The sequence below is a fragment of the Leucobacter coleopterorum genome (assembly GCF_011382985.1).
GTDB lineage: Bacteria > Actinomycetota > Actinomycetes > Actinomycetales > Microbacteriaceae > Leucobacter > Leucobacter coleopterorum.
The window spans coordinates 1,694,204-1,715,714 of the sequence record NZ_CP049933.1; the positions used below are offsets into that span (position 1 = coordinate 1,694,204).

Consider the following 21,511-nt stretch of genomic DNA (forward strand, 5'->3'; position numbering starts at 1 on the left):
CACTAGTGTGCGGCAGCCGGGATCATCTCGCGCGACAGGCGCTTACGGAAGATCCAGTACGTCCAGGCCTGGTAGGCCAGAACAAGCGGCAGGGTGAAGACTGCAACCCAGGTCATGAGTTCAAGTGTCTTCTGCGAGCTTGCGGCTCCCTCGATCGACATCGAGTAAGCGGGGTCAAGGCTCGAGTGCATCAGGTTCGGGAAGAGCGCCATGAAAATCGCCAGCAGAGCGAAGGCAATCGCCACCGCATTACCCGCAAAGGCCCATCCCTCGCGACGAACCGCGTTCGCAATCCACGCACCAATCAGTGCCACGGCGGCGACTGCGGCACAAATCACGATGAGCCACAGGCTCTCGCTCTCAAGGTGCATGATGATCGTCCACACCAGGAACGCAGCGCCCACCGCAATGGTCGCAATGCCGACCTTCTTGGCGAGGGCCTGCGCGCGGTCACGAATGTCACCGACAGTCTTCAGCGAGACAAACACAAGGCCGTGGTTGAAGACGAGCAGCAGCATGCAGATACCACCGAGCAGTCCGTAGGGGTTCAACAGCGTGAGCAGTGTTCCCTCGTAGATCCAGCCACCGCTATCCATCGGTCGAATCGGCACCCCTTGCACGAGATTGGCAAACGCGACACCCCAGAGCACTGGAGGAAGCACCGAGCCCCAGAAGATGAACTGGTCGAACCAGCGCGTCCACTTTTGTCCCTTGTTCTGGTGGCGGTACTCGAACGAAACTCCACGGAAGATCAGGGCGACGAGAATCAGCAATAGAGCGAGGTAGAAGCCCGAGAACATCGTGGCGTACCACTCAGGGAATGCCGCAAAGAGCGACGCACCAGCAACGATTAGCCAGGTCTCATTGAGATCCCAAACAGGACCAATCGTATTGATGAGCACTCGACGATCGGTATCGTCCTTTCCGAGGAAGGGGAGCGAGATACCGACACCAAAGTCAAAGCCGTCGAGAACGAAGTAGCCAATAAGCAGCACTCCGACGATCAAGAACCAGACAGTTGTTAAATCCATGATCAAGTCCTCCTAGTAGACCGTCGCCAGCTTTTGCGGGTCCGGCTCTCCGGTGCCATCGCCACCCTCACCAGGGAGGTGCTCGATCTCAGGCAGGCCGGCCTTTGCGGCCTTGAAAATCAGCTTGAACTCGACCACGGCAAGGCCGCCGTACACCAGGGTGAACACGATGAGCGATGTGAGTACCGCCCAGCCTGGCACTCCCGGCGAGACCCCTTGTTCGGTAGTCATCACCCCAAACACGATCCAGGGCTGACGGCCCATCTCGGTGAAGATCCAGCCAACGAGCGAAGCAAGCATCGGGATCGGCGCGGTCCAGATCGCGACCTTCCACACCCAGTTCGGCAGTTCCTTATCTTTGCGAGTGATCCACAGACCCACCGCAGATACAAGCGCGGCGAGGAAGCCCAGGCCGATCATCCAGCGGAATGACCAGTAGGTGATCCAAATAATCGGTGCAAACTGGCCGTCAGAAGGGCAGGTCAGAAGTGTATCTGGCCCGCTGCAGTACAGCTCGGTGTAGTCAGCCTGCAGGTTGCGAATGCCCTCGACCGACCCGTCAAAGGTGCCGGTTGAAAGGAAGGAAAGCAGGTACGGGATTCGCACCGAGAAGATCTCGTGAGCACCGTCAGGTGTTCCCAAACTGAAAAGCGAGAACGAGGCATCCGCACCCGAGGCGTTGTTGTAGAGAGCCTCAGCTGCCGCCATCTTCATTGGCTGCGCCTCAGTCATCGTCATACCCAGCGTGTGCCCGGTGAGACCAACTCCAAGGAACGCAACGATGTTGGCCCACGCGCCGAAACGAAGTGCCGTGCGCATCTCGTCAACGTATTGGTTGCGCTTCAGGTGCCAGGCAGCAACCGCCACCATAACCGTGCCGCCAAACATGATCGCGGCGAAGATGGTGTGCGGAAACTGGCTCAGCGCAATGGGGTTGGTCAACACTGCACCGATGTCGAGAAGTTCTGCACGTCCCTTCTCTGCGTTGATCTCGAAGCCCTGCGGGTTCTGCATGAACGCGTTTGCAGCGAGAATGAAGTAAGCAGAGACTGTCGTGCCAATCCAGGTGAACCAGATGGTCATCAGGTGCAGGCCCTTTGGCAGTTTGTCCCAGCCGAAGATCCACAAGCCAATGAAGGTCGCTTCGAAGAAGAAGGCGATCAGACCCTCCATCGCGAGCGGCGCTCCGAAGATGTCACCCACAAAACGCGAATAGTTTGACCAGTTCATGCCGAACTGGAACTCCTGCACAATTCCCGTGACGATGCCCATCGCGAAGTTAATCAGGAAGATTTTTCCAAACAGCTTCGTGAGCTTGAGGTACTTCACCTTGCCGGTGCGCACCCAAACCGTTTGCAAGATCGCGACGAGCAAGCTCAATCCGATCGTGAGCGGCACGAAAATGAAGTGGTAGAGCGTGGTCAACCCGAATTGCCATCGGGCGAGGACCAACGGGTCCAGAATTTCGTTCATGTGTTGCTCCTGAACGAAGAACGCCGCTCCTCACTAAGAGGGGCGACACTCCCTTAGTGAGCTCCGTCGCGAATTGAAGTTTTCGCAGAAGCTACCGATCGGCGATCGGTTGGCTCAATTCTACGCTTTCTGAGAAAAGCCTGCGAATCCATCTTGACGTGAAGCTAGTTTTGTGTTTTTTCCAGACGGTCCTTCGTTGCAAGATCAAGAGTTATTCCTCGCTTTACACCTCTAGACTGGCTGAGTGACCTCGCTTGACCTTCCCGACACCCGCCCTCGGCTCGCCGCCCGACTCGAGGACTGGTTCCATGGACGCCGCGCAAGGCGTGCGGTCTCTCGCGGCAAAGCTCCCGCGGTCATTCCATACATCGGCTACGGCACAACTGAGTGGGTCAGGGTACTCGGAAGAGTGCTTTACCTCAAGCCCGAGACCCGTGAACACACCCGCTTTCGCCCCGATGTTGCAGAGGTATCACGCGTGCGCGGCTGGCGCACCTTCACGAGCCTGCCTGTACCCCATCAGCCGGTTCGCGTGCTTATTGACGGCAAACCCGTAACGGAGGTGGTCGCGGATCGCGGCGGCGTTATCGACGCCATCGTTCCCGTGCACCTCTCTCCCGGCTGGCACACAGTGACACTTCAAGCGGGCGACAGTGAAGCGGCCGATGCGCCCGTAAAGATTCTTGACCCGAACGCCACCATCGGAGTCATCTCCGACGTCGACGACACGATCCTTACAACAGCTCTACCCCAGCCTTTTGTGGCTGCTTGGAACAGCTTTGTGCTCGATGAGCACGCTCGATCCGCAACCCCAGGCATGGCGGTTATGCTCGACCACCTTGTTTCAAAGCATCCTGGGTCTCCAGTTATCTACCTGTCGACCGGCGCCTGGAACGCGGCCCCCGCTCTCAGCCGCTTTCTCGCGCGCAACCTGTACCCGATGGGGCCTTTGCTGCTGACTGACTGGGGCCCTACACACGATCGCTGGTTCCGAAGCGGTCGTGAACACAAGCAGCGCGAACTCAAGCGTCTGGTCAACGAGTTCCCCAATATTCGCTGGGTACTTTTTGGTGACGACGGCCAGCACGACGAAGATTTGTACCACGAGTTTGCGACCGCACACCCCAACAACGTGGCGGCAGTGGCAATCCGCCAGCTCTCGGTTGGTGAGGCGGTACTCGCGGGTGGCCGTTCAAAGGCACGCCTCCACCGCAGCACCAGCGGAGTCCCGTGGGTGTACGGGCCCGACGGCGCGACCCTGCGAGAGGAACTCCGAAAACTGGATTTGCTGTGAGTACCCCTCAGACTAGACCGTGGCGTCGCGTCGAGCGACGGCTCACAGGCAGGTTTACGGTGTCGATGCGGCCATCTTTGCTGCAATTACTCAAGGCCGCAGCCTCAGCTATTCTGACCTGGTTTGTCTGCTTCGCGATTTTCCCGCAGCAACTGCCAATCTTTGGCGCCATTGCCGCACTCATCGTCATTCAAGACAATGTTGATCAGTCACTCACTCGCGGAATCGAGCGTGTGGTCGGGGTATTGATTGGTGTGGCGGTCGCGCTGGGCGCCGGGGCTGTCTTCGGCCCACAGCCCTGGTTGTTCATCGCCGCAATCATCGTGTCTATGGCCGTGGGTTGGGTGCTGCGTATGACCCCGACCTCGACCAACCAGGTCGCGATTAGTGCACTGCTAATGATCGCGCTCGGTGGGCTGCAACTGAATTACGGCTTTGAGCGACTGATCGAGACGGCTATCGGCGCGGGGATTGGCTTTGGCATCAACGCTCTGGTGGTCGCGCCCGTGCGCACATCGGCGGTTCGCGCTGCCATCACCGAACTCGCAGAGCAATCAGCCGAGGTGCTGCGACAGCTTGCCGACAGCCTTGCTGAGCCTCGCGATACCGGGTGGCTCACTGAGATGCATGCGAACGCGCGAGCACTGCAGGCTGAACGCACCCGAGTGCACGGGCTTCTGCGTCAAGCACGGGAGAGCCTGCGACTCAATCCCCGCAGCAATCGACACCGGCAGGGTCTTGCTGAAGACGATGCGCTGTTTCAGCGATTGCAACCGATTGTCACACAAGTCATCGGAATGTCGCGCGCGATTTTTGATCTGTATCAGGCAGATCTCACAACCGATCCCGCCGTCATTGGCATGGTTGAAGAGATGCGGCGCGCAGCTCACGATCTCGAATTGCTGGTGCGCCCCGGTTCCGCGGACGACACGTCCGCGGAACCGGCGGCACTCACCACCCCTTACACCATCCTTCGCCCTCACCCGGATCACTGGGTGCTGATCGGCTCCCTCATGGAGGATCTGCGCCGTGTACGCGGCAGGATCACGGGCGAACTGGAGTAGGCTGCTGGGCTCGTTACTGCTGAAGTGCAGCCTGCACGTCAAGGTTGATCGTCACGTCGGAGCCAAGAAGAACGCCGCCCTTTTCGAGGGGCGCGTTCCAGGTGAGACCGAAGTCCTCACGCTTGACGACGGTTGATGCCGTGAATCCTGCTTTGTAATTGCCGTAAGGATCCTCACCAAACCCACCGAACTCGAGCTTGAAGGTGACAGGCTTTGTCACACCGCGCATCGTCAGGTCGCCGTCCACGAGGAAGTCGCCGCCATCTGAGCGTGCTCCCGTGGAAACAAAGCTGAGTTCGGGGTGCTCTTCCGCCGCGAAGAAGTCACCGGTGCGAAGGTGTGCGTCCCGATCCTTCTGGTTGGTAGTCACAGAAGCAACCTCAGCTTTGGCAGTCACTGACGAGTCGAGCGGGTTCTCGGCGGTCACAAACGTTGCGTCGAAGTTCTCGAATTTTCCCTTAACCTTGCTGATTGCGAGGTGACGGACGGAGAAGCCAACCTCGGAGTGGGTTGGGTCGATGGTCCAGGTGCCTGCGCGGTAGCCGGGAATCTGCTCAGCGGTGATAGTCATGTTGTGCCTTTCATACGAGTGGTTACTTGCAATAGGACACAACTAATACATGCGCACGAATATTCCCGCGACTTTGAAAAAAGTTTTCGACAACCCTCCACCGGGGGCCACCCGACGACACCATTGGCAACACCATGCTGCTTATGCTGCCTAAGTGTGTCCGATTCAAACCGAGTAACGGTTTCTCGCGCATCGTGCACGAGTAACAAGCCCCACGCCTAACACGCCCACAGCAACCGCACTCCACAACAGCAGCGATGAAGCCCCGTTACCGGTCTCTGCAAGCACCAGCAATTCACCCGGATCGTCCCCCTCATGGGGACCTTCAGTGGGCAACACTGCATCAGTTAAGACAGTGAATGTACCCAATGGATTCCCCGTCCAGGTTTGATCCTCCAAAATGCAGGCCGGGCCCCAACACGATAAGCACCGGGCGCTATATCAACGGGTAACGTAAAAAACTGGTCAAAAGTTCCGTCAGCTTTCACAGCAGCACGACCCAAGAAAAACGACTTCGCAAATTCTGGATCTTGGGGCTCATCTATCCAGTCAAAACCAAGACCAACAGGGTCTCCGGGTGTGGTGTCCATCAAACACTTCCCGCTAAACCTGACCTGACCACCAGGTTTCACGGACATCGGAGACAACGCAAACTCAGCGACCAGAACCGGAAACAAGGCCGGTTCTCCGTCCAGCGCTTCTTCTCCAGGCCCCTCAGCCTGCACCAGCTGCGCACCCACCGTCCCCGCCTCATCACCACCATCAACAGTCAGGGCAACTCACCACCGGAAACAAGATCACCCATGCGGGCAGCTACTCCCGGTGTTTCGCCCTGAGTTACTTCATCTGGAAGCGCCTCATGCCCCTCCACAGATAACTTTTCACTGAACCAAGGCTCATCCGCCACCGGCACCACCTGATCCGGCACTGCCTGGTCAGGTGCCTCCTCAGCCCACACCGGACCAACACCAACCCCCACAAAAGCGCCACAGCAACCGCTACAGCACCACACCTACGGGCTTGCTTACGCATCATCACCAGAGATCACTATTCAAGCGCTTTCCCGCGTACCGTGCACGAGCAACAAACCCCACGCCCAACACGCCCACAGCAACCGCACTCCACAACAGCAGCGATGAAGCCCCGTTACCGGTCTCTGCAAGCACCGGAACCACCGGGCTTTCACCCCCCGAGCCACCACCAGGCGTACCGTCAGACAACACAGTGAACATGCCAATTTCTGCTGAATCCCAAGATTGATCCTCTAACCAACAACTTGTCGTGGGGACTCTATAAGTTCCAGGAACAGCGTCCTCCGCTATCGTGAAGATCTGGTCAAAGGTCCCATCATCTTTAAACTCAACGACATCAAACCAGAATGAATTTGCAATCTCTGCTTCTAGAGGCCCCGCTGTCCAATAAAAGTTGATTGATGCTTTATCGCCAGGTGTGGTGTCCTTCAAACACTTCCCGCTAAACCTGACCTGCTCACCAGGCTTCGCGAACATCGGAGACAACGCTGCTTCAGCCACCAGAACCGGAAACAACGCCGAATCCTCATCCGGCGCTTCCTCTCCAGGCTCCTCAGCCTGAAGAAGCGCACCCTTTGCCCCTACACCCGCAATACCACCTTCAGTCAGCAGGGACCCGACATCTGGAACAACATCACCCATAGGAGTATCCGCTGGCGGCAGTTCACCTTCAACAGACGGTTCGCTACCAGTTTCAGCCTCTAGCGACGGCACCACCAGGTCCGTTGGCTCTTCAGCCCACGACGTACCACCCCACACACCCAACAACAGCAAACCCGTCAACACGCCAGCAACACTCAGACACCGTCTACACATCATCACCAGCGGTCACCATTCAAGCGCTTTCCTGTGTACCGTGCACGAGCAACAAGCCCCACGCCCAACACGCCCACAGCAACCGCACTCCACAACAGCAGCGATGAAGCCCCGTTACCGGTCTCTGCAAGCACCGGAACCACCGGAGCATCAGCACTAGAGCTGCCGGTACTAGGCGTATCACTCGCCAAAACAGTAAAAATACCGATCTCTGCAGAATCCCAGGCCTGATCTTCCAAGTAACAAGTCAGGTCGGGAACACGGTATACACCGGGAACCGTGTTCTTGGGTATTGTCAGGAGCTGATCAAACGTCCCATCATCATTTATCTCATCAATATCCAACCAAAAAGAATTTGCAATCTCTGCTTCCAGAGGCCCTGCGGTCCAATAAACCGCAGCCGAAGCTTTATCGCCAGGTGTAGTGTCCATCAGGCATTTCCCACTGAACCGCACCTGGCCGCCAGGCTTCGCGGACATCGGAGACAACGCTGCTTCAGCCACCAGAACCGGGAACAACGGCGGATCCTCATCCGGCGCTTCCTCTCCAGGCCCCCCGCCTGCACCAGCTGCACACCCAACAGCCCCGCCCCACCAACACCATCAACAGTCAGGGGCAACTCACCACCGGAAACAACATCACCCGTGCCGGTATCTGCTCCCGGCACCTCACCCTGAGTTCCTTCATCGGGAAGCACCTCATGCCCCCCCACAGATAACGCGTCACTGAACCAAGGCTCATCCGCCACCGGCACCACCTGATCCAGCACTGCCTGATCAGGTACTTCCTCAGCAGCCCACACCGGACCAACACCAACCCCCACAAAAGCGCCACAGCAACCGCTACAGCACCACGCCTACGGGCTTGCTTACGCATCATCACCAGCGGTCACTTCCCAAACTTCACGTTATACCGATACAAAAACACCGACATATCCGCACGCGACGTCGACACCTTCGGAGCAAACGTCCCATCAGCGTTCCCCGTCGTAATCCCGGTACTCCGCAACCACATAATCTCTTTATAGAACTTATGCGACGTCGGCACATCTGAAAACACCGCTTTTGCAGGAGCCGTAAACGCAGGTTTCCCCTTCAACCGATACAAGAACGCAGACATCGCCTCGCGCGACACCGGGTCCTTCGGTTTAAACGTGCCATCGGCATACCCCGTCGTAATCCCCTTACTCGCCAGCCACGTCACTTGCTTGTAGAACTGGCTCGTCGTCGGCACATCCTTAAACGGTGACGTCTTCGGCGGCGTGTACGCAGGACTCCCCGAGTACCGGTACAAGAACGCTGCCGTTGCTTCACGCGACACCGGCTCAGCAGGCCTAAACGTGCCATCGGCATACCCGGTCGCGTACTTGTTATCGAGCATCCACTTAATCTCGGTATAGAACTTATGGTTCGGCGGCACATCAGGAGCCAACGCCCGACCCCGATAATTCGACGTATACGGCGCAAGTGTAGAAATACTCCGCGCATTATCCTTCTGCGCCGCATTCCCCGACGGCACACCAGGAGCATTCAAAAACGCAACCGCAGGGTTCGAGAACTGCAACTGCACGGGGCAATCAAAGTTACACAACCGCTCATACCCCATCATAGTGCGCGCCACCCCAGGGACCGTGTTCCCGTGACTGTACGCAAACGGAGTGTTCGGATACTTCGCATCCTCCGGGTTATGCCCGGCTCCAAGGTTATGGCCCAGCTCGTGCGCAAACGTGTAGTTAGAAGTACACCCATTCCGCGCAGACACACTAAACCCAGAGTTCTTGGTCCCCTTCGGAGCCGTCAGCTTCCCGATGCCGCAGGTGCCCGGTGAGTAGTTCGGCAAGATCAACGCCACCAAATCAGCACCCAACGCATCACGCCGCTGATGCAACTGCGACAACCCAAAAGCACCATCAGCTAAGTTATCTAGGTCTTGTCCGAGGCCTTCTGGGCTTTGGTTGTACTCGACGTACCGAGACTCGAGCACGTTCACACGAACCTTCATCCGCGAATTCCTGAACGCAGTATTCGTCTGCTCAGCCCAGGAATGAATCTCAGCCTGCGTGGTCGCCCGAGATACCCCATACCGGGCCCATACCCCACCAACACATCAATGACGTAGTTCCCACCAATGACCTGTGGCTCAGCCGGAGGCACCGCAGCCTCACTCGCTGCTAGCGGCGCATCATTCCCATCAGCAGGCTCAATGGCTTTGGCTTTCATCTCACTCAGCGCATACGTGTTCCCTGATACCTGCTGCAACGTCACATCCGGCAACGCAGGCTCATCCACACTCCCCGCCATCACGTACTTCCCGCTCGCCTCGGGAACAAACGAAAACGTCGCTGTTGTGGTCGTCCCATCAGGCAACACCGTTGATCCCAGCATCTGCACACCAGGTTTCCCAGCAACACCGTCATAGGGCTGGGTGACCGCGACCTCATCGACCTTGATATCGAGCACCCGGTCATCCATCGTCGCGATCTGAATCGACGGGACCGAAGACTTCACCTCAACACGCTCGCCCTCACGGGCCTGCCCCAACGCAGCAGGCGACACCAACGAAGCCACCGCAACATTCGCATCAAATGACGCCTGCCGCACCCGCAACACATCAGGCGCAGGAGCAGCCTCCGTACCACTCGAAACCACATTGTCAAACCACGCATTACTCCCCACCGCCTGCGCTTCAACAGCAGGAGCAACCAACGCGCTCGATGCCACCAGCACCGCAGCCGACCATGCCAAAGGAGCAGCACCAACACGCCGCGAAACCGTCCCAGCATTACTCCTCTCACGTGGTGTTTGCTTCGACAAACCAGGAAAGGAAAGCTTCATTGATAATCCTTCACGCAAACAAAGCAAAGCCTTGCAACAAACAGGGGAATATCAGTAATCAAACCACACGCCACGAATTACCACAAGCAGTACATGGCTTTTCAAATAGTAGCCATTCAATTCACCATTCGTAAACCAAGCTACCGTGGCCGCTTTTTTGCGCTCTCCCGTGCCCTCAGAACAGTCTCGTCTGCGCCAGCAATCGGAGTGAAAGCCCCATAGCGGCGCGTCGCCGCCTCACCGATCAAGAAATCACTGAGCGCGGGATTCTTCGGCAGCAAAGACCCGTGCAGATAGGTGCCGATCACGTTTGCGGTTCGGGCACCCTCTACCCCGTCACGCGGGTTATTGCCCGCGCCCTGTTTAACGATGCCAAGCGGCCGCGATCCTGAACCCAGCGTCGTGTCGCCACTGTGATTCTCGTAGCCAATAATCTCACCGAAGGCATCGGAGTCGAGCACGATGTTACCGATCATGCGCTCAGCCCCCCTCGAGTTTCTACGTCGAGCACACCGATCCCCACAAGCTCGTCGCCAGTGTGGGTAATGAAGCGGTGCCCGAAAAGCTGGTACAGCCCACACACCATCAGCATTGGCGTGCCGTCTGTCGCAAGATCCCGGATTGTTTCAGCACGCTGAGCCAGATCCTTCGCAACACGGTTCTGGCCCGAGTCCTGTCCACCACCGCCAATCACAATGTCGAGTTGCTCGGGCAGCGGATCCCCCGGATTCACGTCGACAACTCGGGGCTCGAAACCCTGCGCACGCACCCGTCGGGATAGCGAGAGCACGTTGCCGCGGTCACCATAGATGTTCATGTCGCGCGGATACAGCGAGGCAATCAGAAGTTCGGGGATGTCACTCACCAGATGTTCTCCACTTCGGTCAGCTCAGCTAGTTCTTTGCGAAGCGCGAGCATAGCGGTGTAGGTGCAATAGATACGGCGCGGCTGACCTGGACTCGCCGCACGGAACGCACTCAGTGCTTCGCTCAGGCCTTCATGAACGGCACCAACCGCAACGTCATCGTGCTCAAGCCGTAGCGCCATATCCCAGGCACGAGTGCCGCTCACGGCGGCAACCCCCTCGTCCGAAAGAGACGTAAAGTCAACGTCCCACAGCCACGACATGTCGCGACCATCCGCATACTGGTCGTTAATCGCGATCATCACAGCGACCCCGTCGGGGTCAAAGGATGCCAAACCCAGGCGGAAGCCCGCCGGATTCTTGACGAGCACCAAGTCAAGCGGTTGTCCGTCGAGCACAAGTTGTTCTCCGCGACCAAATGCCGGCCGCACCTGCGCAAGCGCCTGCACCAACTCCTCATTGGTGGTCTCCGTAGTGTACTTCGAGGGGTGACCGGGAAGAACTTGAGCCTGCATTAGCATCCGCACGGTTGAGAGTGCCGCCGCCGCGTTGAATATGTTGTAGAGACCCTCGAGCTTCAGATCAGTGCGGAGATCCTCACCGTCGATGCGGAAGACCGCTTCGTGGTCCCCCAACTCGATGAGCGTGACATCCGCGTCAGGCCGCTCCGAGTTGTCTACGGTCTCCGCTGCACCAGCGTGGAAGTCATCGTCGCTCGGGAACGTCGAGAGCAGCGCATTTGAGAGCCCGAATTCAACAACCCGCGGGGCGGATCCGGCACGCACTCTTGTTCGTTCACCAATCTCAGCGACGAGCCGATCCTCGCGATTTATCACAAGCCCTTCGGTGGTCGCATCGGCGATGCGCTGCAGTAGCTTGGCTGTGGTGTCGATCTCGCCAAAACGGTCAAGCTGATCACGCAACACGTTCAGCAGCAAGGTGAACCGCGGCTTTACCCGCTCGATGAAGTACATAGCATGTGCCTCGTCAAGCTCCAGCACCGCAACATCCGCGTCGAGCTTGCCAGAAATACTGCACTCCTGCACCGCAGCCGCAATAACTCCGCGAGAAAAATTGGATCCGGTGCGGTTCGTGAACACACGCAACCCACTTGCCTCAAGCATCTCAACAATCATCTTGGTGGTTGTTGTTTTGCCGTTGGTGCCGCTGACCGCGACAACACCGTAGGGCAGGCGACCGAGCACCCTGGCAAGAAACCCGGGGTCAAGGCGCTCGACCACAAGACCGGGAAGCGCGGATCCTCCCCCGCGCAATCGGGCTACCTGCCGCACGGTCTTACCGGTCACGGCAGAGAGAAAATCACGCATGCGACAAGCCTAGCGGCGCGTGGGCAGAGCCGTTGTGGCTAAGGCGCGGCGTGGCGTCCACGGGGTGCATCATCAAGCTCGCGGGGCAGCAGTTCAGGACGCACTCGTTTGGTGCGTTCGATGCTCTGCTCACGGCGCCACTTCGCAATGGCGGCGTGGTTGCCGCTGAGCAGGATCGGCGGAACTTCTCTGTCACGCCAGTTCGCGGGCTTGGTGTAGCTCGGGTATTCGAGCAGCCCGTCTTCTTCGTGCGATTCTTCGACCAGGCTCTCGGGGTTACCCACAACGCCGGGAAGCAGGCGAGCGATGGCCTCGATCATTGCTATCGAGGCGACTTCTCCCCCGTTCAAAACATAGTCACCGATGCTCACGAGCTTGACGCGGGCTCGAGCGGAGTACTCATCAAAAACGCGTTGGTCGATCCCCTCGTAACGGCCGCACCCGAACACGAGATGCTGCTCTTCGGCCAGTTCGCGCGCCATGTGCTGGGTGAAAACCTCACCCGCGGGCGACGGGAAGATGATGAGCGGCTCGGATCCCGAAGCCAAATCGGCATCCTCGAGAATACCGTCGAGAGCCACGCCCCAGGGCTCGGGCTTCATGACCATTCCCGCTCCGCCACCGGCGGGGTATCGTCAACGGTGCGGTGCTTGTCGTGCGCAGACTCGCGAAGATCGTGCACGCGAACGTCGATCAATCCCCGGGACTTCGCCTTGCCGAGCAGGGACAGCTCAAGCGCATCGAAGTACCCAGGAAAGATCGTGACGACGTCAATTCTCACTCGTCGGACTCAATCTCTTCAAAGAGACCGGCCGGCGGGGTGATCTGCACAACACCCGCTTCAATGTCAACGCTCGGCACAATCGCCTCCACAAACGGGACAAGCACTGTGCCGTTTGGCGTTAATACCGAGAGCAGATCTTGAGCAGGAAAATGCTGAATCTCAGCAACCGTACCGACCTTTACGCCGTCACGCACGACATCGAGACCAACAAGTTGGTGATGGTACCAAGCATTGTCTTCTTCGCCCTCGGCCACAGCGTCTTCGTCGATCCAGAGAATTGCACGCACGATGCTCTCGGCGGCGGTTCTGTCAGTGAGTTCTTTAAAGAACCCCACGGGCGAGGCGTTGAACCAGCGCAGCTCAATGAGGGTGAGAGTTCGCCCAAACCACTGCGAGTCCTTCGGCACCTGCAGGTGAAAGACAGCACCGGGTGCAAAACGCAGTTCAGGGTTGTCGGTGAACATCTCAAGCTTCATGCCACCTTTAAGACCGTGCGGCTTAGTGAGACGGCCAACACGCAAGCTCCCCGCCCCGCTAGCGGGACGGGGAGCCTCTACACGCTTTGGAGCGTCGGCCATCAGCCCTGCACCTCTGCGCCGCTGTCGTCCTCATCCGTATCAACAACATCAACACGAACGCGGTCACCCAGAGCGAGAGAGGATACGAGCGTGCGCAGGGACTGAGCCGTGCGCCCACCGCGGCCGATCACGCGACCAAGGTCGCTCGGGTGCACACGCACCTCAAGCACCTCACCACGTCCGGTCTCGCGAGCGTCAACTCGAACCTGATCCTGGTGCTCGACAATCCCCTGAACGAGATGCTCGAGTGCTTCCACAAGCGACTGCTCAGCCAAGGCTATTAGCTCTCGGTGGTCTCGGCAGCGGCCTCAGCCGATACCTCTTCAGCGGGAGCTTCAGCAGCATCCTCTGCCTTGGGCTCCTCAGCCTTCTTCTCTGCCTTGGGGCGCAGAACAGGCTTCTTGGCCGCGTCTGCTTCGAAAGCAACTTTTGCCTCGGGCTGGAGAACGCGCGACTCAGTCTCACCCTCACCCTTAAACTTGCCCCAGTCGCCAGTGAGCTTTAGGATCGCAGCTACCTGCTCGGTGGGCTGTGCGCCAACCTTGAGCCAGTACTGTGCACGTTCGGACTCAACCTGGATGAGTGAAGGGTTGCGGGTGGGGTCATAGTGACCGATCTCTTCGATCACACGACCGTCGCGCTTGGTGCGCGAGTCAGCAACGACGATGCGGTAGTAAGGGGCGCGGATCTTGCCAAAGCGCTTGAGACGGATCTTGACAGCCATGAGTGACTCCTCAGTGATTGGAAATGTGACGTTACGCCATTCCAAACGAGTGACGCATAAGCCTAGACGCGCGGTTCGCGCGAACTCATCAAGTTTGCCACAGAATTGCGGAGAAAACAATTCTTGTTGGGATCAGGGGTTTTACTTGCCAAACAGCGTGCGTTCCAGACGCTTCTGCGACCCAAGGGTTGTTGCATCAATAACCAGGGCAGCGGCCCGATTGCCGAGCTATGAGCCGGCACTGAACGCTCAGCCGATAGAAAACGTCTGATTTTGACCTGATGAAGGTCCGCCACCGGTTAAGCAGCCAAATCTCAGACAGAGCCCCTAGCGCAGACCCTTACCAAGCATCTGCTGCAGCTTCGCCATTTCCTCTTCGCTCGGCGCAGTGCCAGCACCAGCGCCGAGCCCAAACCCGGATCCACCTGCAGAGGGAGCCGGAGCCTGGGTTAGCTCAGCGGCACGCTTTGCTGGGTTACCGGATCTCTTTGCGCCCTTACCCTTCGCCTGCTGCTTCTTTTTGCCGCCGTGGCCGCCCATGCCGGGCATCGGACCCATACCGGGAACCTGCGGGACTCCCCCACGCGCAACAGTCTTCATCATCTTCGCAGCCTGCTCGAAGCGCTGCACCAGACTATTAACGTCGGTGACGGTCATGCCGGAACCCTTGGCGATACGCAGGCGACGCGAGCCGTTCAGGATCTTCGGGTTCTGGCGCTCCTCCTTGGTCATCGACTGAATGATCGCCTCGGTGCGCACAATCTCGCGCTCGTCAAAATTGTCGAGCTGTTCCTTCATCTTGCCCATGCCGGGCAGCATGCCCATCATCTTCTTGATGGAGCCGGCACCGCGCAGCTGCTGCATCTGGCCGAGGAAATCGTCGAGGGTGAACTGATCCTTCGCGATCTTCTCGGCGACCTTGCGCGCTTCTTCTTCGTCAAAGCTCTGCTGCGCGTGCTCGATCAGGGTGAGAATATCCCCGAGGTCGAGGATCCGGCTCGCCATGCGGTCAGGGTGGAACGGCTCGAAATCGCCGAGTCCCTCACCGGTGGAGGCGAACAAAATGGGCCGACCGGTCAGGCTCCGGATCGACAACGCTGCACCACCGCGCGCATCACCATCAAGCTTGGTGAGCACGACTCCGGTGAAGTCAACACCCTCTTGGAAGGCCTGAGCAGTTGTGACGGCGTCCTGACCGATCATGGCGTCGATCACGAACAACACCTCATCGGGATCAATTGCCTTACGGATGTTCGCGGCCTGGCGCATCAACTCTTCGTCAACACCGAGGCGGCCTGCAGTATCGACGATCACAAAGTCGTAGAGCTTGTTCTTGGCCTCTGCCACGCCATTCTTTGCGACCTTGACCGGATCGCCAACGCCGTTGCCAGGCTCGGGCGCGAACACAGCGACGCCAGCCTGATCCGCGACAACGCTCAACTGCGTGACGGCGTTCGGTCGCTGTAGGTCACACGCGACAAGCAGCGGCGTGTGGCCCTGATCTTTCAACCACTTCGCGAGCTTACCCGCGAGCGTTGTTTTGCCGGCACCTTGCAGACCCGCAAGCATGATGATGGTCGGCGGTTTCTTCGCGAACTCCAAACGACGCTGCTCACCACCGAGAATCGCAACGAGTTCTTCGTTAACAATCTGTACGACCTGCTGCGCGGGATTGAGGGCCTTGTTGACCTCGTCACCGAGCGCACGATCGCGCACCGTCGCGGTGAACTGCTTCACAACGTCGAGTGCAACGTCAGCCTCGAGCAGGGCGCGGCGAATCTCGCGCACGGTGCTGTCGACGTCAGACGCCGAGAGCTTACCCTTCGCACGAAGGTTCTTGAAAGTGTCTGTGAGCCGCGAAGACAGCGTTCCGAAAGTAGCCATAGCGGGATCAGTCTACCCGGCTCATCCTACGAGCTGCTGCGCAAAGACGTGCGGGGTAAATCCAGTGAGGTCGCCGATCCCCTCACCCTGCCCGACAAGCTTGATCGGCAGGCCGGTCTTCTCCTGCACCGACAGCACAAATCCGCCCTTTGCAGAACCGTCAAGCTTCGTGAGCACGAGCCCGGTTACCCCGGCGTGTTCAATGAACGCCTCGGCCTGCGCAAGTCCATTTTGACCGGTGGTCGCGTCGAGCACCAGAAGCACCTCAGACACCGGAGCCTGCTTTTCGATCACCCGTCGGATCTTGCCGAGCTCGTCCATGAGCCCACCCTTTGTCTGCAGCCGCCCTGCCGTGTCAATGATGGCGATGTCGTAGTTCTCCTCGACCGCTTTCTGTACGGTTTGGAATGAAACGGACGCGGGATCCTGCCCCTGCTGCTGCGGCTTCACGATGTCTACGCCGGCGCGCTCCGACCAGGTTGCGAGCTGTTCAACGGCGGCGGCACGGAAGGTATCGGCGGCGCCGACAAGAATCCGCTTGTCGAACGACTTTAGGTAGTTCGCGAACTTGCCGATCGTGGTGGTCTTGCCAACTCCGTTCACCCCGACCACAAGAATGACTGCGGGGCGCTCCGAGAGCTTCAGCGTCGGGTCATACGCGGCGAGGCGCTCCTCAATGGCGTCGCGCAGCATGCGCCGCATCTCCTTCACCTCAGTCACCCGGTGACGCGTCACGTCGGCGCGCAGCTGATCCAGAATCGACTCCGCGACATCCGGCCCAAAATCGGCCGTGATCAGCGCGGTCTCAAGGTCGTCCCAGGTCTCGTCGGTGATTTGCTCCGAGCCGCTAAAAATACCTCGGAACACATTTGAGAAGGACCATGATCGCTCAGCCATGCATCGATACTACCGGCGCGATTCCCTCCCGTCTGCCGACTGCGGTGCGGGATCGAAATCAACCACAAGTGAGAGCGCCGCAAACGGATCATTCAAAAGCTCACGATCACCCGGGTGCCGCCGAAAATACTCGATAGTTTCGGCGATGACGATGGGGTCTGATCCCATCGTCATGGGGATGATAGTGCTCACTCCTTCATCGGCGGAATAAAGCTTTATAGCTTTGACTCGACCCTTCCTACCAAGTTCCACTTCCTCAAGGGACGCCCAGGACACAAACCATGGACGCCCGAGGAAAGTCCGACAAACAATGCCCGCTTCATCAAGGGTGACACCAAACGGGTAGAAGATTCCAAAAATTGCGTGCGCAACCCCTGCAAGCCCGCCTACCACGGTAACAAACCAGAAAACCGATCTCATTCCAGGCGTCTGCGCGATCGTCGATTCACCGGTCATTAAGATTTCAAGCAAAGGCATGAAGCTGGCTATGAAAAGCAAGAAAACAGCGACGTAAAAGACAGGCATCAGCCGACTGGGCAAGAAGCGAAGCCGCGTCTCTGACCTCACTCGGATCACCTTCATGAGAGCAGGCCGAGTGGCCAAAAATCCACCAGAGAATAGTAAGAATGTGCCCGTAAACACAAGAATTATATTGAGACTAAAAAAAAACTTATCCCAAGATACTACAAGAACAACCAACACAAAAATGGGGAGAAATAAAAGAACGAAGAGCACTGTCGGGAAACTGGCGTCCCTATAACTATCTGAAATACTCAACTTTGGTGAACGCACGACACCTTCTGGATACCCTTGTCTCATAATCCAGGTCCCCTCAATGCGGATTTCATGTTAAATAACCCAGGCTAGAAGACATAATTCCAGTCACCAGCATCAATTGCTTCGCGTATATCCAAAGGCACCGAGTTCTCGTAGGCCCCCCTTGCAGTTTCACTAAGCAAGAATGCAATGCCACCGATAATTAGGGCGACACCACCACCACTAAGGCCAACGGCCGTTGCACCGACACCAAGTACCACACTCGACCCGACACCCGCTCCAATTCCAACCGCATTCGAAGAGATCGACCCCCCATTGGTTACGTCGATTCCAGCAGCAGCAACATCCACCGCAAAACCAACAACAGGTAGCGTGCGCGATCCAATCCTCAGCTTTCTCACTTCTCCGTCAAACATGTCACGGGTGGCTTTGAGGTCCCCGCTCGATTCTTTGAGCGCCGGCTTGCGGATTTCGGGATCCCCTGAATTACGGCGATGGGTATGGGTATCTGCGGCCTCGCGAGCCTTTGCAGCAGCTGCTTCAAATTCCTTTAAGTTCTCTGCCCACTTCGCGGACACAAGCCCAACTGCGGTGTTCCGCGCAAGGTCGTTTCCCTCACCAAGCGTCTTGAGCACCCATGCAAGCTCGTCGAAATCCGTAACACGAGAAATAAGAGGCACCAGGTGCTCATCGATCCATTTCTCAAGATCAGTCCACCAATTTCCGACGTCTTCCGCGATGCCTTTGAAGAGTTCTTGAGCCTTTTGGTACTCGCCGGGCTGCCAAACCTGAACGCAGGCACCATTACTCATGGATGAAACGGGTGCGGATTTGCCAGCAGGATATGCCCCAGGCGGTGGAGGCGGCAAAGGCATCGTAATCCAGTCTCCGTCGACAACTAACCGCCCTTCCTTCGCAGAATCCGCATAGTCCTGAAACTTCTCTCTGCCTCGGGTAATGCGATTTGCAAATGCCCGAAACGCCGAGGCCGCGTCCTTCGAATACCCATGAACCGGCTCGACACCTTTTGCGGTAGCCCCTACGGTTTGGCGAAACGCCGTTCCGGTCTCGCCTAGCCAAGAGTGGATCGAATGGTTTTTCAGCTTCATTAGACTCAAATGCAACTCCTCGCTCAACTTCGAGGGGTTGTTTTCAAGCCAGTCTGCAAGGTCGTGAAGGGAAGCCGGATCACCGGTTATTTTGAGATAAATTCCGCTCATTTGCTGAACACCTTGTTCGTAAAGTTATCGAGCGATTCTTTGATCTCATCATCCGTCAGATGCTGATCATCGATTGCACGGTGCGATATCTCACAAATCCCGCTAACGGCATTCGAAGCCAACTGTGCACTCTCAAGCGCAATCCGCACGATCAAAGCAATCTTGTCACTCGCTACACCACCGTCAGCGGAGGATGAAAAACCAGCTAGAGCAGTGTTGAGGTCTGCTTCGGCCCTCTCTGGTCTCTTAAGCCATTCGGTCATTTCATATCGGTCAACCCGAATGAGGCTCATACAAGCCTCCCATTGCGAATGAGATGTTCAGAGAACTGCGGATCGAAATTCACTACGTCAAACGGTTGCTCGTCTTTGATGGACCCCAGCTCATCAGTCTGTATAAGGATCCACGGTTGAGCAGGTCCGCAATTTTCAGCGAGTCTATCAAGCGCCGTATAGGCAATCAGCGCCTTTCGCGCGTCGGGCAACTCGCGCACTTCTGCGGCGTGTTGGCCTTCTGCAACCTCACGGATTGGAAGATAGAGCACGGGAGGAATAATTCTCGGCCCGGCAACTGGAGCGGTAGATGCCACCACCGGAGCCTGGTGCCTGCTGATATCTCGCATAAGCTTATCGTAATCAAGGTCATCGTCATGCATGCAAAAAACCAATCTTTAAATAATACATAGACAATGCTACAGCAAATCCCCCAATTCAAAATGACTCGCTCAAGAATGTGCAACACACCCCACCACCGCGTTTCATTTTGGTGTCAGTTCGTCAGATTCCGTCAGTTGTGCACTGAGATCGCTCGAGGCTCCGCTATATTCTCTGAGCATATGTGTTTCTTCTGGAGGCACGAGCATTTGTTGACGAAGAGATTTCGAATAGTTCGAAATGACCGATGGAGGTCTAGTGATTCGCACCGTGTTAGAGAGTCAGGCACCCCTGAGGCGCCTTGTGCTCTTACTTCTCGCCGGGTTACTCGCGGTATGGGGGCTTTCCTCGCTTGCTTGCTCGCCTGCACAGGCGACAAGCTGCACCCCGGCCCAACGACCGCCTGCCTGCAAGGTGTCATCAAAACGAGCGCGGGCGAACCAGCGGTTGGCGTCAAGCTTGAACTTAAGGGCACCGAGGCACCAGGGACACAGCAGACAACAACCGATGCGACCGGCAGCTGGATCTTTTCGATCGACGAGGCTGGCGAATACGTTGTGACGGTGGACCCGAAAACCCTTCCGGAGGGTCAGTTTTTGAAGGGACAGGGATCCCGAACGATCTCCATCGAACTCTTCAACACGGGCAGCGCGCTTTTTCCGCTAACCGATGATGCCTCAGCAGCCGCACCAAGCGATGATGGCGGTGCTGACAAGCGCGACGAAAACGCAACAACCACCCAAACTCCAGCGAATCCGAATCAGACTGAAACCACCTCCGCAGCCACCTCCGCTTCAGGCGAGTTCTCGTGGTCCCGGCTGTGGCAGCAGGCTGCCTCCGGTATTCGCATGGGTCTCCTGCTCTCACTTGCGGCAGTAGGACTCTCCCTCGTTTATGGCACGACGGGCCTCAGCAACTTTGCTCACGCCGAGATGATCTCGATGGGTGGCATCCTCGCCTTCCTGTTTATGTCGATCACCGGCAACATTTGGCTGGCAGGCGGCATTGCTGTTCTAATCATGGCCGGATTCGGTTGGCTGCAAGACGCAGTGCTCTGGAAGCCGCTACGGCGAAAACGGCTGAGCCTCATGCAACTCATGATCGTTTCGATTGGCCTCTCGATCGTGCTGCAGAACCTCTTCCAGTTCTTCTTTGGCGCCAATGTGTTGCGCATCGACCCGAGCACCCCAAAGACCGTACAGCTCTTTGGAGTCACCCTCACCGTGCAGTCCTACATTGCAATGGGCATCGCACTTGTTGCGATTATCGGTGTTGGCCTCGCCCTAAAATACTCGCGTTTCGGCCGCGCAACTCGCGCTGTGTCTGACAATCCGGCACTCGCCGAGGCCTCAGGCATCGACGTGAACCGCGTGGTGCGAGTGGTGTGGATCGCCAGCTCCGCTCTCGCGGGCCTCGCCGGCGTGCTGCTCGGCCTCGTGCTCAACGGCATTTCGTGGAACACCGGCTGGCAATTCTTGCTGCTCCTCTTCGCTGCGGTGGTGCTCGGCGGGATCGGCACGGCATTCGGCGCGGTTGTGGGGCCATGATCATCGGCCTCATCGTTGAGATGGCGAACATCTGGCTGCCGGGCGACCTGAAACACGCCGCGGCTCTCTTCATCCTCATCATCGTCTTGCTGGTTCGACCGCAGGGCATCTTCGGTCGTAAAGAGCGGATCGGTTAAGGA

Annotated in this window: 22 protein-coding genes and 2 pseudogenes; 4 read left to right on the forward strand and 20 right to left on the reverse strand. The window is 57.7% G+C overall.

Translation table 11 applies throughout. The features are described 5' to 3' along the window. Nucleotides 1-2 precede the first annotated feature (2 nt). Together cydB and G7066_RS07930 are read right to left on the reverse strand one after the other, a co-directional pair. Nucleotides 3-1,031, reverse strand: coding sequence for a cytochrome d ubiquinol oxidase subunit II (gene cydB, locus G7066_RS07925; RefSeq protein WP_166330269.1), 1,029 nt, complete (start codon nt 1,029-1,031; stop codon nt 3-5). A 12-nt stretch (nt 1,032-1,043) separates the two neighbouring features. Then, nucleotides 1,044-2,504 (reverse strand): cytochrome ubiquinol oxidase subunit I, encoded by a 1,461-nt coding sequence (locus G7066_RS07930; protein WP_166330271.1) that lies wholly within the window; start codon nt 2,502-2,504, stop codon nt 1,044-1,046. A 244-nt stretch (nt 2,505-2,748) separates the two neighbouring features. Between G7066_RS07930 and G7066_RS07935 the strand changes: the two genes are divergently transcribed. Both G7066_RS07935 and G7066_RS07940 read left to right on the forward strand, forming a co-directional pair. Then, a complete protein-coding gene (locus G7066_RS07935) occupies nt 2,749-3,798 on the forward strand; it encodes an App1 family protein (protein WP_166330274.1) in 1,050 nt (349 codons plus the stop codon). Next, entirely contained in the window at nt 3,795-4,862 is a 1,068-nt protein-coding gene (locus G7066_RS07940) for an FUSC family protein (RefSeq protein WP_166330276.1), read from the forward strand. Before G7066_RS07935 ends, G7066_RS07940 begins: the two co-directional genes overlap by 4 nt. Before the next feature lie 13 nt (nt 4,863-4,875). Here G7066_RS07940 and G7066_RS07945 read toward each other — a convergent pair whose 3' ends face one another. From G7066_RS07945 to G7066_RS08030, 18 genes and pseudogenes are all read right to left on the reverse strand, one after another. Continuing rightward, nucleotides 4,876-5,433: a YceI family protein gene (locus G7066_RS07945; protein WP_166330278.1), complete on the reverse strand. Its 558-nt coding sequence runs from the start codon at nt 5,431-5,433 to the stop codon at nt 4,876-4,878. Between the two features lie 769 nt (nt 5,434-6,202). Next, nucleotides 6,203-6,412 carry a hypothetical protein gene (locus tag G7066_RS07950; protein WP_166330280.1) on the reverse strand — a complete coding sequence of 70 codons (210 nt, stop codon included), beginning with the start codon at nt 6,410-6,412 and terminating at the stop codon, nt 6,203-6,205. Between the two features lie 55 nt (nt 6,413-6,467). After that, entirely contained in the window at nt 6,468-7,106 is a 639-nt protein-coding gene (locus G7066_RS07955) for a hypothetical protein (RefSeq protein ID WP_166330282.1), read from the reverse strand. 176 nt (nt 7,107-7,282) lie between these two features. Next, entirely contained in the window at nt 7,283-7,798 is a 516-nt protein-coding gene (locus G7066_RS07960) for a hypothetical protein (RefSeq protein WP_166330284.1), read from the reverse strand. A 370-nt stretch (nt 7,799-8,168) separates the two neighbouring features. After that, entirely contained in the window at nt 8,169-9,329 is a 1,161-nt protein-coding gene (locus G7066_RS07965; protein ID WP_244303386.1) for an S-layer homology domain-containing protein, read from the reverse strand. Next, nucleotides 9,278-10,114 (reverse strand): hypothetical protein, encoded by an 837-nt coding sequence (locus G7066_RS07970; RefSeq protein ID WP_166330288.1) that lies wholly within the window; start codon nt 10,112-10,114, stop codon nt 9,278-9,280. Before G7066_RS07970 ends, G7066_RS07965 begins: the two co-directional genes overlap by 52 nt. Nucleotides 10,115-10,254: 140 nt before the next feature. Further along, nucleotides 10,255-10,931, reverse strand: a pseudogene (locus G7066_RS17845) (type 1 glutamine amidotransferase). A gap of 44 nt (nt 10,932-10,975) precedes the next feature. Continuing rightward, nucleotides 10,976-12,307, reverse strand: a complete 1,332-nt coding sequence (locus G7066_RS07980) for a Mur ligase family protein (RefSeq protein ID WP_166330290.1) — start codon at nt 12,305-12,307, stop codon at nt 10,976-10,978. A 38-nt stretch (nt 12,308-12,345) separates the two neighbouring features. Beyond that, nucleotides 12,346-13,088 (reverse strand): annotated as a pseudogene (gene trmD / locus G7066_RS07985) (tRNA (guanosine(37)-N1)-methyltransferase TrmD). Beyond that, a complete protein-coding gene (rimM, locus tag G7066_RS07990) occupies nt 13,085-13,669 on the reverse strand; it encodes a ribosome maturation factor RimM (RefSeq protein WP_166330292.1) in 585 nt (194 codons plus the stop codon). Before rimM ends, trmD begins: the two are co-directional and overlap by 4 nt. Continuing rightward, complete coding sequence (locus tag G7066_RS07995) at nt 13,669-13,944, reverse strand: RNA-binding protein (RefSeq protein WP_166330294.1); 276 nt, start codon at nt 13,942-13,944, stop codon at nt 13,669-13,671. Before G7066_RS07995 ends, rimM begins: the two co-directional genes overlap by 1 nt. 5 nt (nt 13,945-13,949) lie before the next feature. Continuing rightward, entirely contained in the window at nt 13,950-14,393 is a 444-nt protein-coding gene (gene rpsP, locus G7066_RS08000; protein WP_166330296.1) for a 30S ribosomal protein S16, read from the reverse strand. Nucleotides 14,394-14,720: 327 nt separating this feature from the next. Then, complete coding sequence (gene ffh, locus G7066_RS08005) at nt 14,721-16,277, reverse strand: signal recognition particle protein (protein ID WP_166330298.1); 1,557 nt, start codon at nt 16,275-16,277, stop codon at nt 14,721-14,723. 21 nt (nt 16,278-16,298) lie between these two features. Further along, the gene (gene ftsY / locus G7066_RS08010; protein ID WP_166330300.1) at nt 16,299-17,174 is read right to left on the reverse strand and encodes a signal recognition particle-docking protein FtsY; all 876 of its coding nucleotides are present in this window, start codon (nt 17,172-17,174) and stop codon (nt 16,299-16,301) included. A gap of 9 nt (nt 17,175-17,183) precedes the next feature. Then, a complete protein-coding gene (locus G7066_RS08015) occupies nt 17,184-17,699 on the reverse strand; it encodes a hypothetical protein (protein ID WP_205881401.1) in 516 nt (171 codons plus the stop codon). 338 nt (nt 17,700-18,037) lie between these two features. Next, a complete protein-coding gene (locus G7066_RS08020; protein ID WP_166330304.1) occupies nt 18,038-19,171 on the reverse strand; it encodes a hypothetical protein in 1,134 nt (377 codons plus the stop codon). Further along, on the reverse strand, nt 19,168-19,464 hold the full coding sequence (locus G7066_RS08025; protein ID WP_166330306.1) for a hypothetical protein: 297 nt from the start codon (nt 19,462-19,464) through the stop codon (nt 19,168-19,170). Before G7066_RS08025 ends, G7066_RS08020 begins: the two co-directional genes overlap by 4 nt. Continuing rightward, nucleotides 19,461-19,793: an SAV_915 family protein gene (locus G7066_RS08030; protein ID WP_244302819.1), complete on the reverse strand. Its 333-nt coding sequence runs from the start codon at nt 19,791-19,793 to the stop codon at nt 19,461-19,463. The genes G7066_RS08025 and G7066_RS08030 overlap by 4 nt, the downstream gene beginning before the upstream one ends. 366 nt (nt 19,794-20,159) lie before the next feature. Between G7066_RS08030 and G7066_RS08035 the strand changes: the two genes are divergently transcribed. Beyond that, on the forward strand, nt 20,160-21,371 hold the full coding sequence (locus tag G7066_RS08035; RefSeq protein WP_244302820.1) for a branched-chain amino acid ABC transporter permease: 1,212 nt from the start codon (nt 20,160-20,162) through the stop codon (nt 21,369-21,371). Further along, the gene (locus G7066_RS15990; RefSeq protein WP_244302821.1) at nt 21,368-21,508 is read left to right on the forward strand and encodes a hypothetical protein; all 141 of its coding nucleotides are present in this window, start codon (nt 21,368-21,370) and stop codon (nt 21,506-21,508) included. The genes G7066_RS08035 and G7066_RS15990 overlap by 4 nt, the downstream gene beginning before the upstream one ends. Nucleotides 21,509-21,511 lie beyond the last annotated feature (3 nt).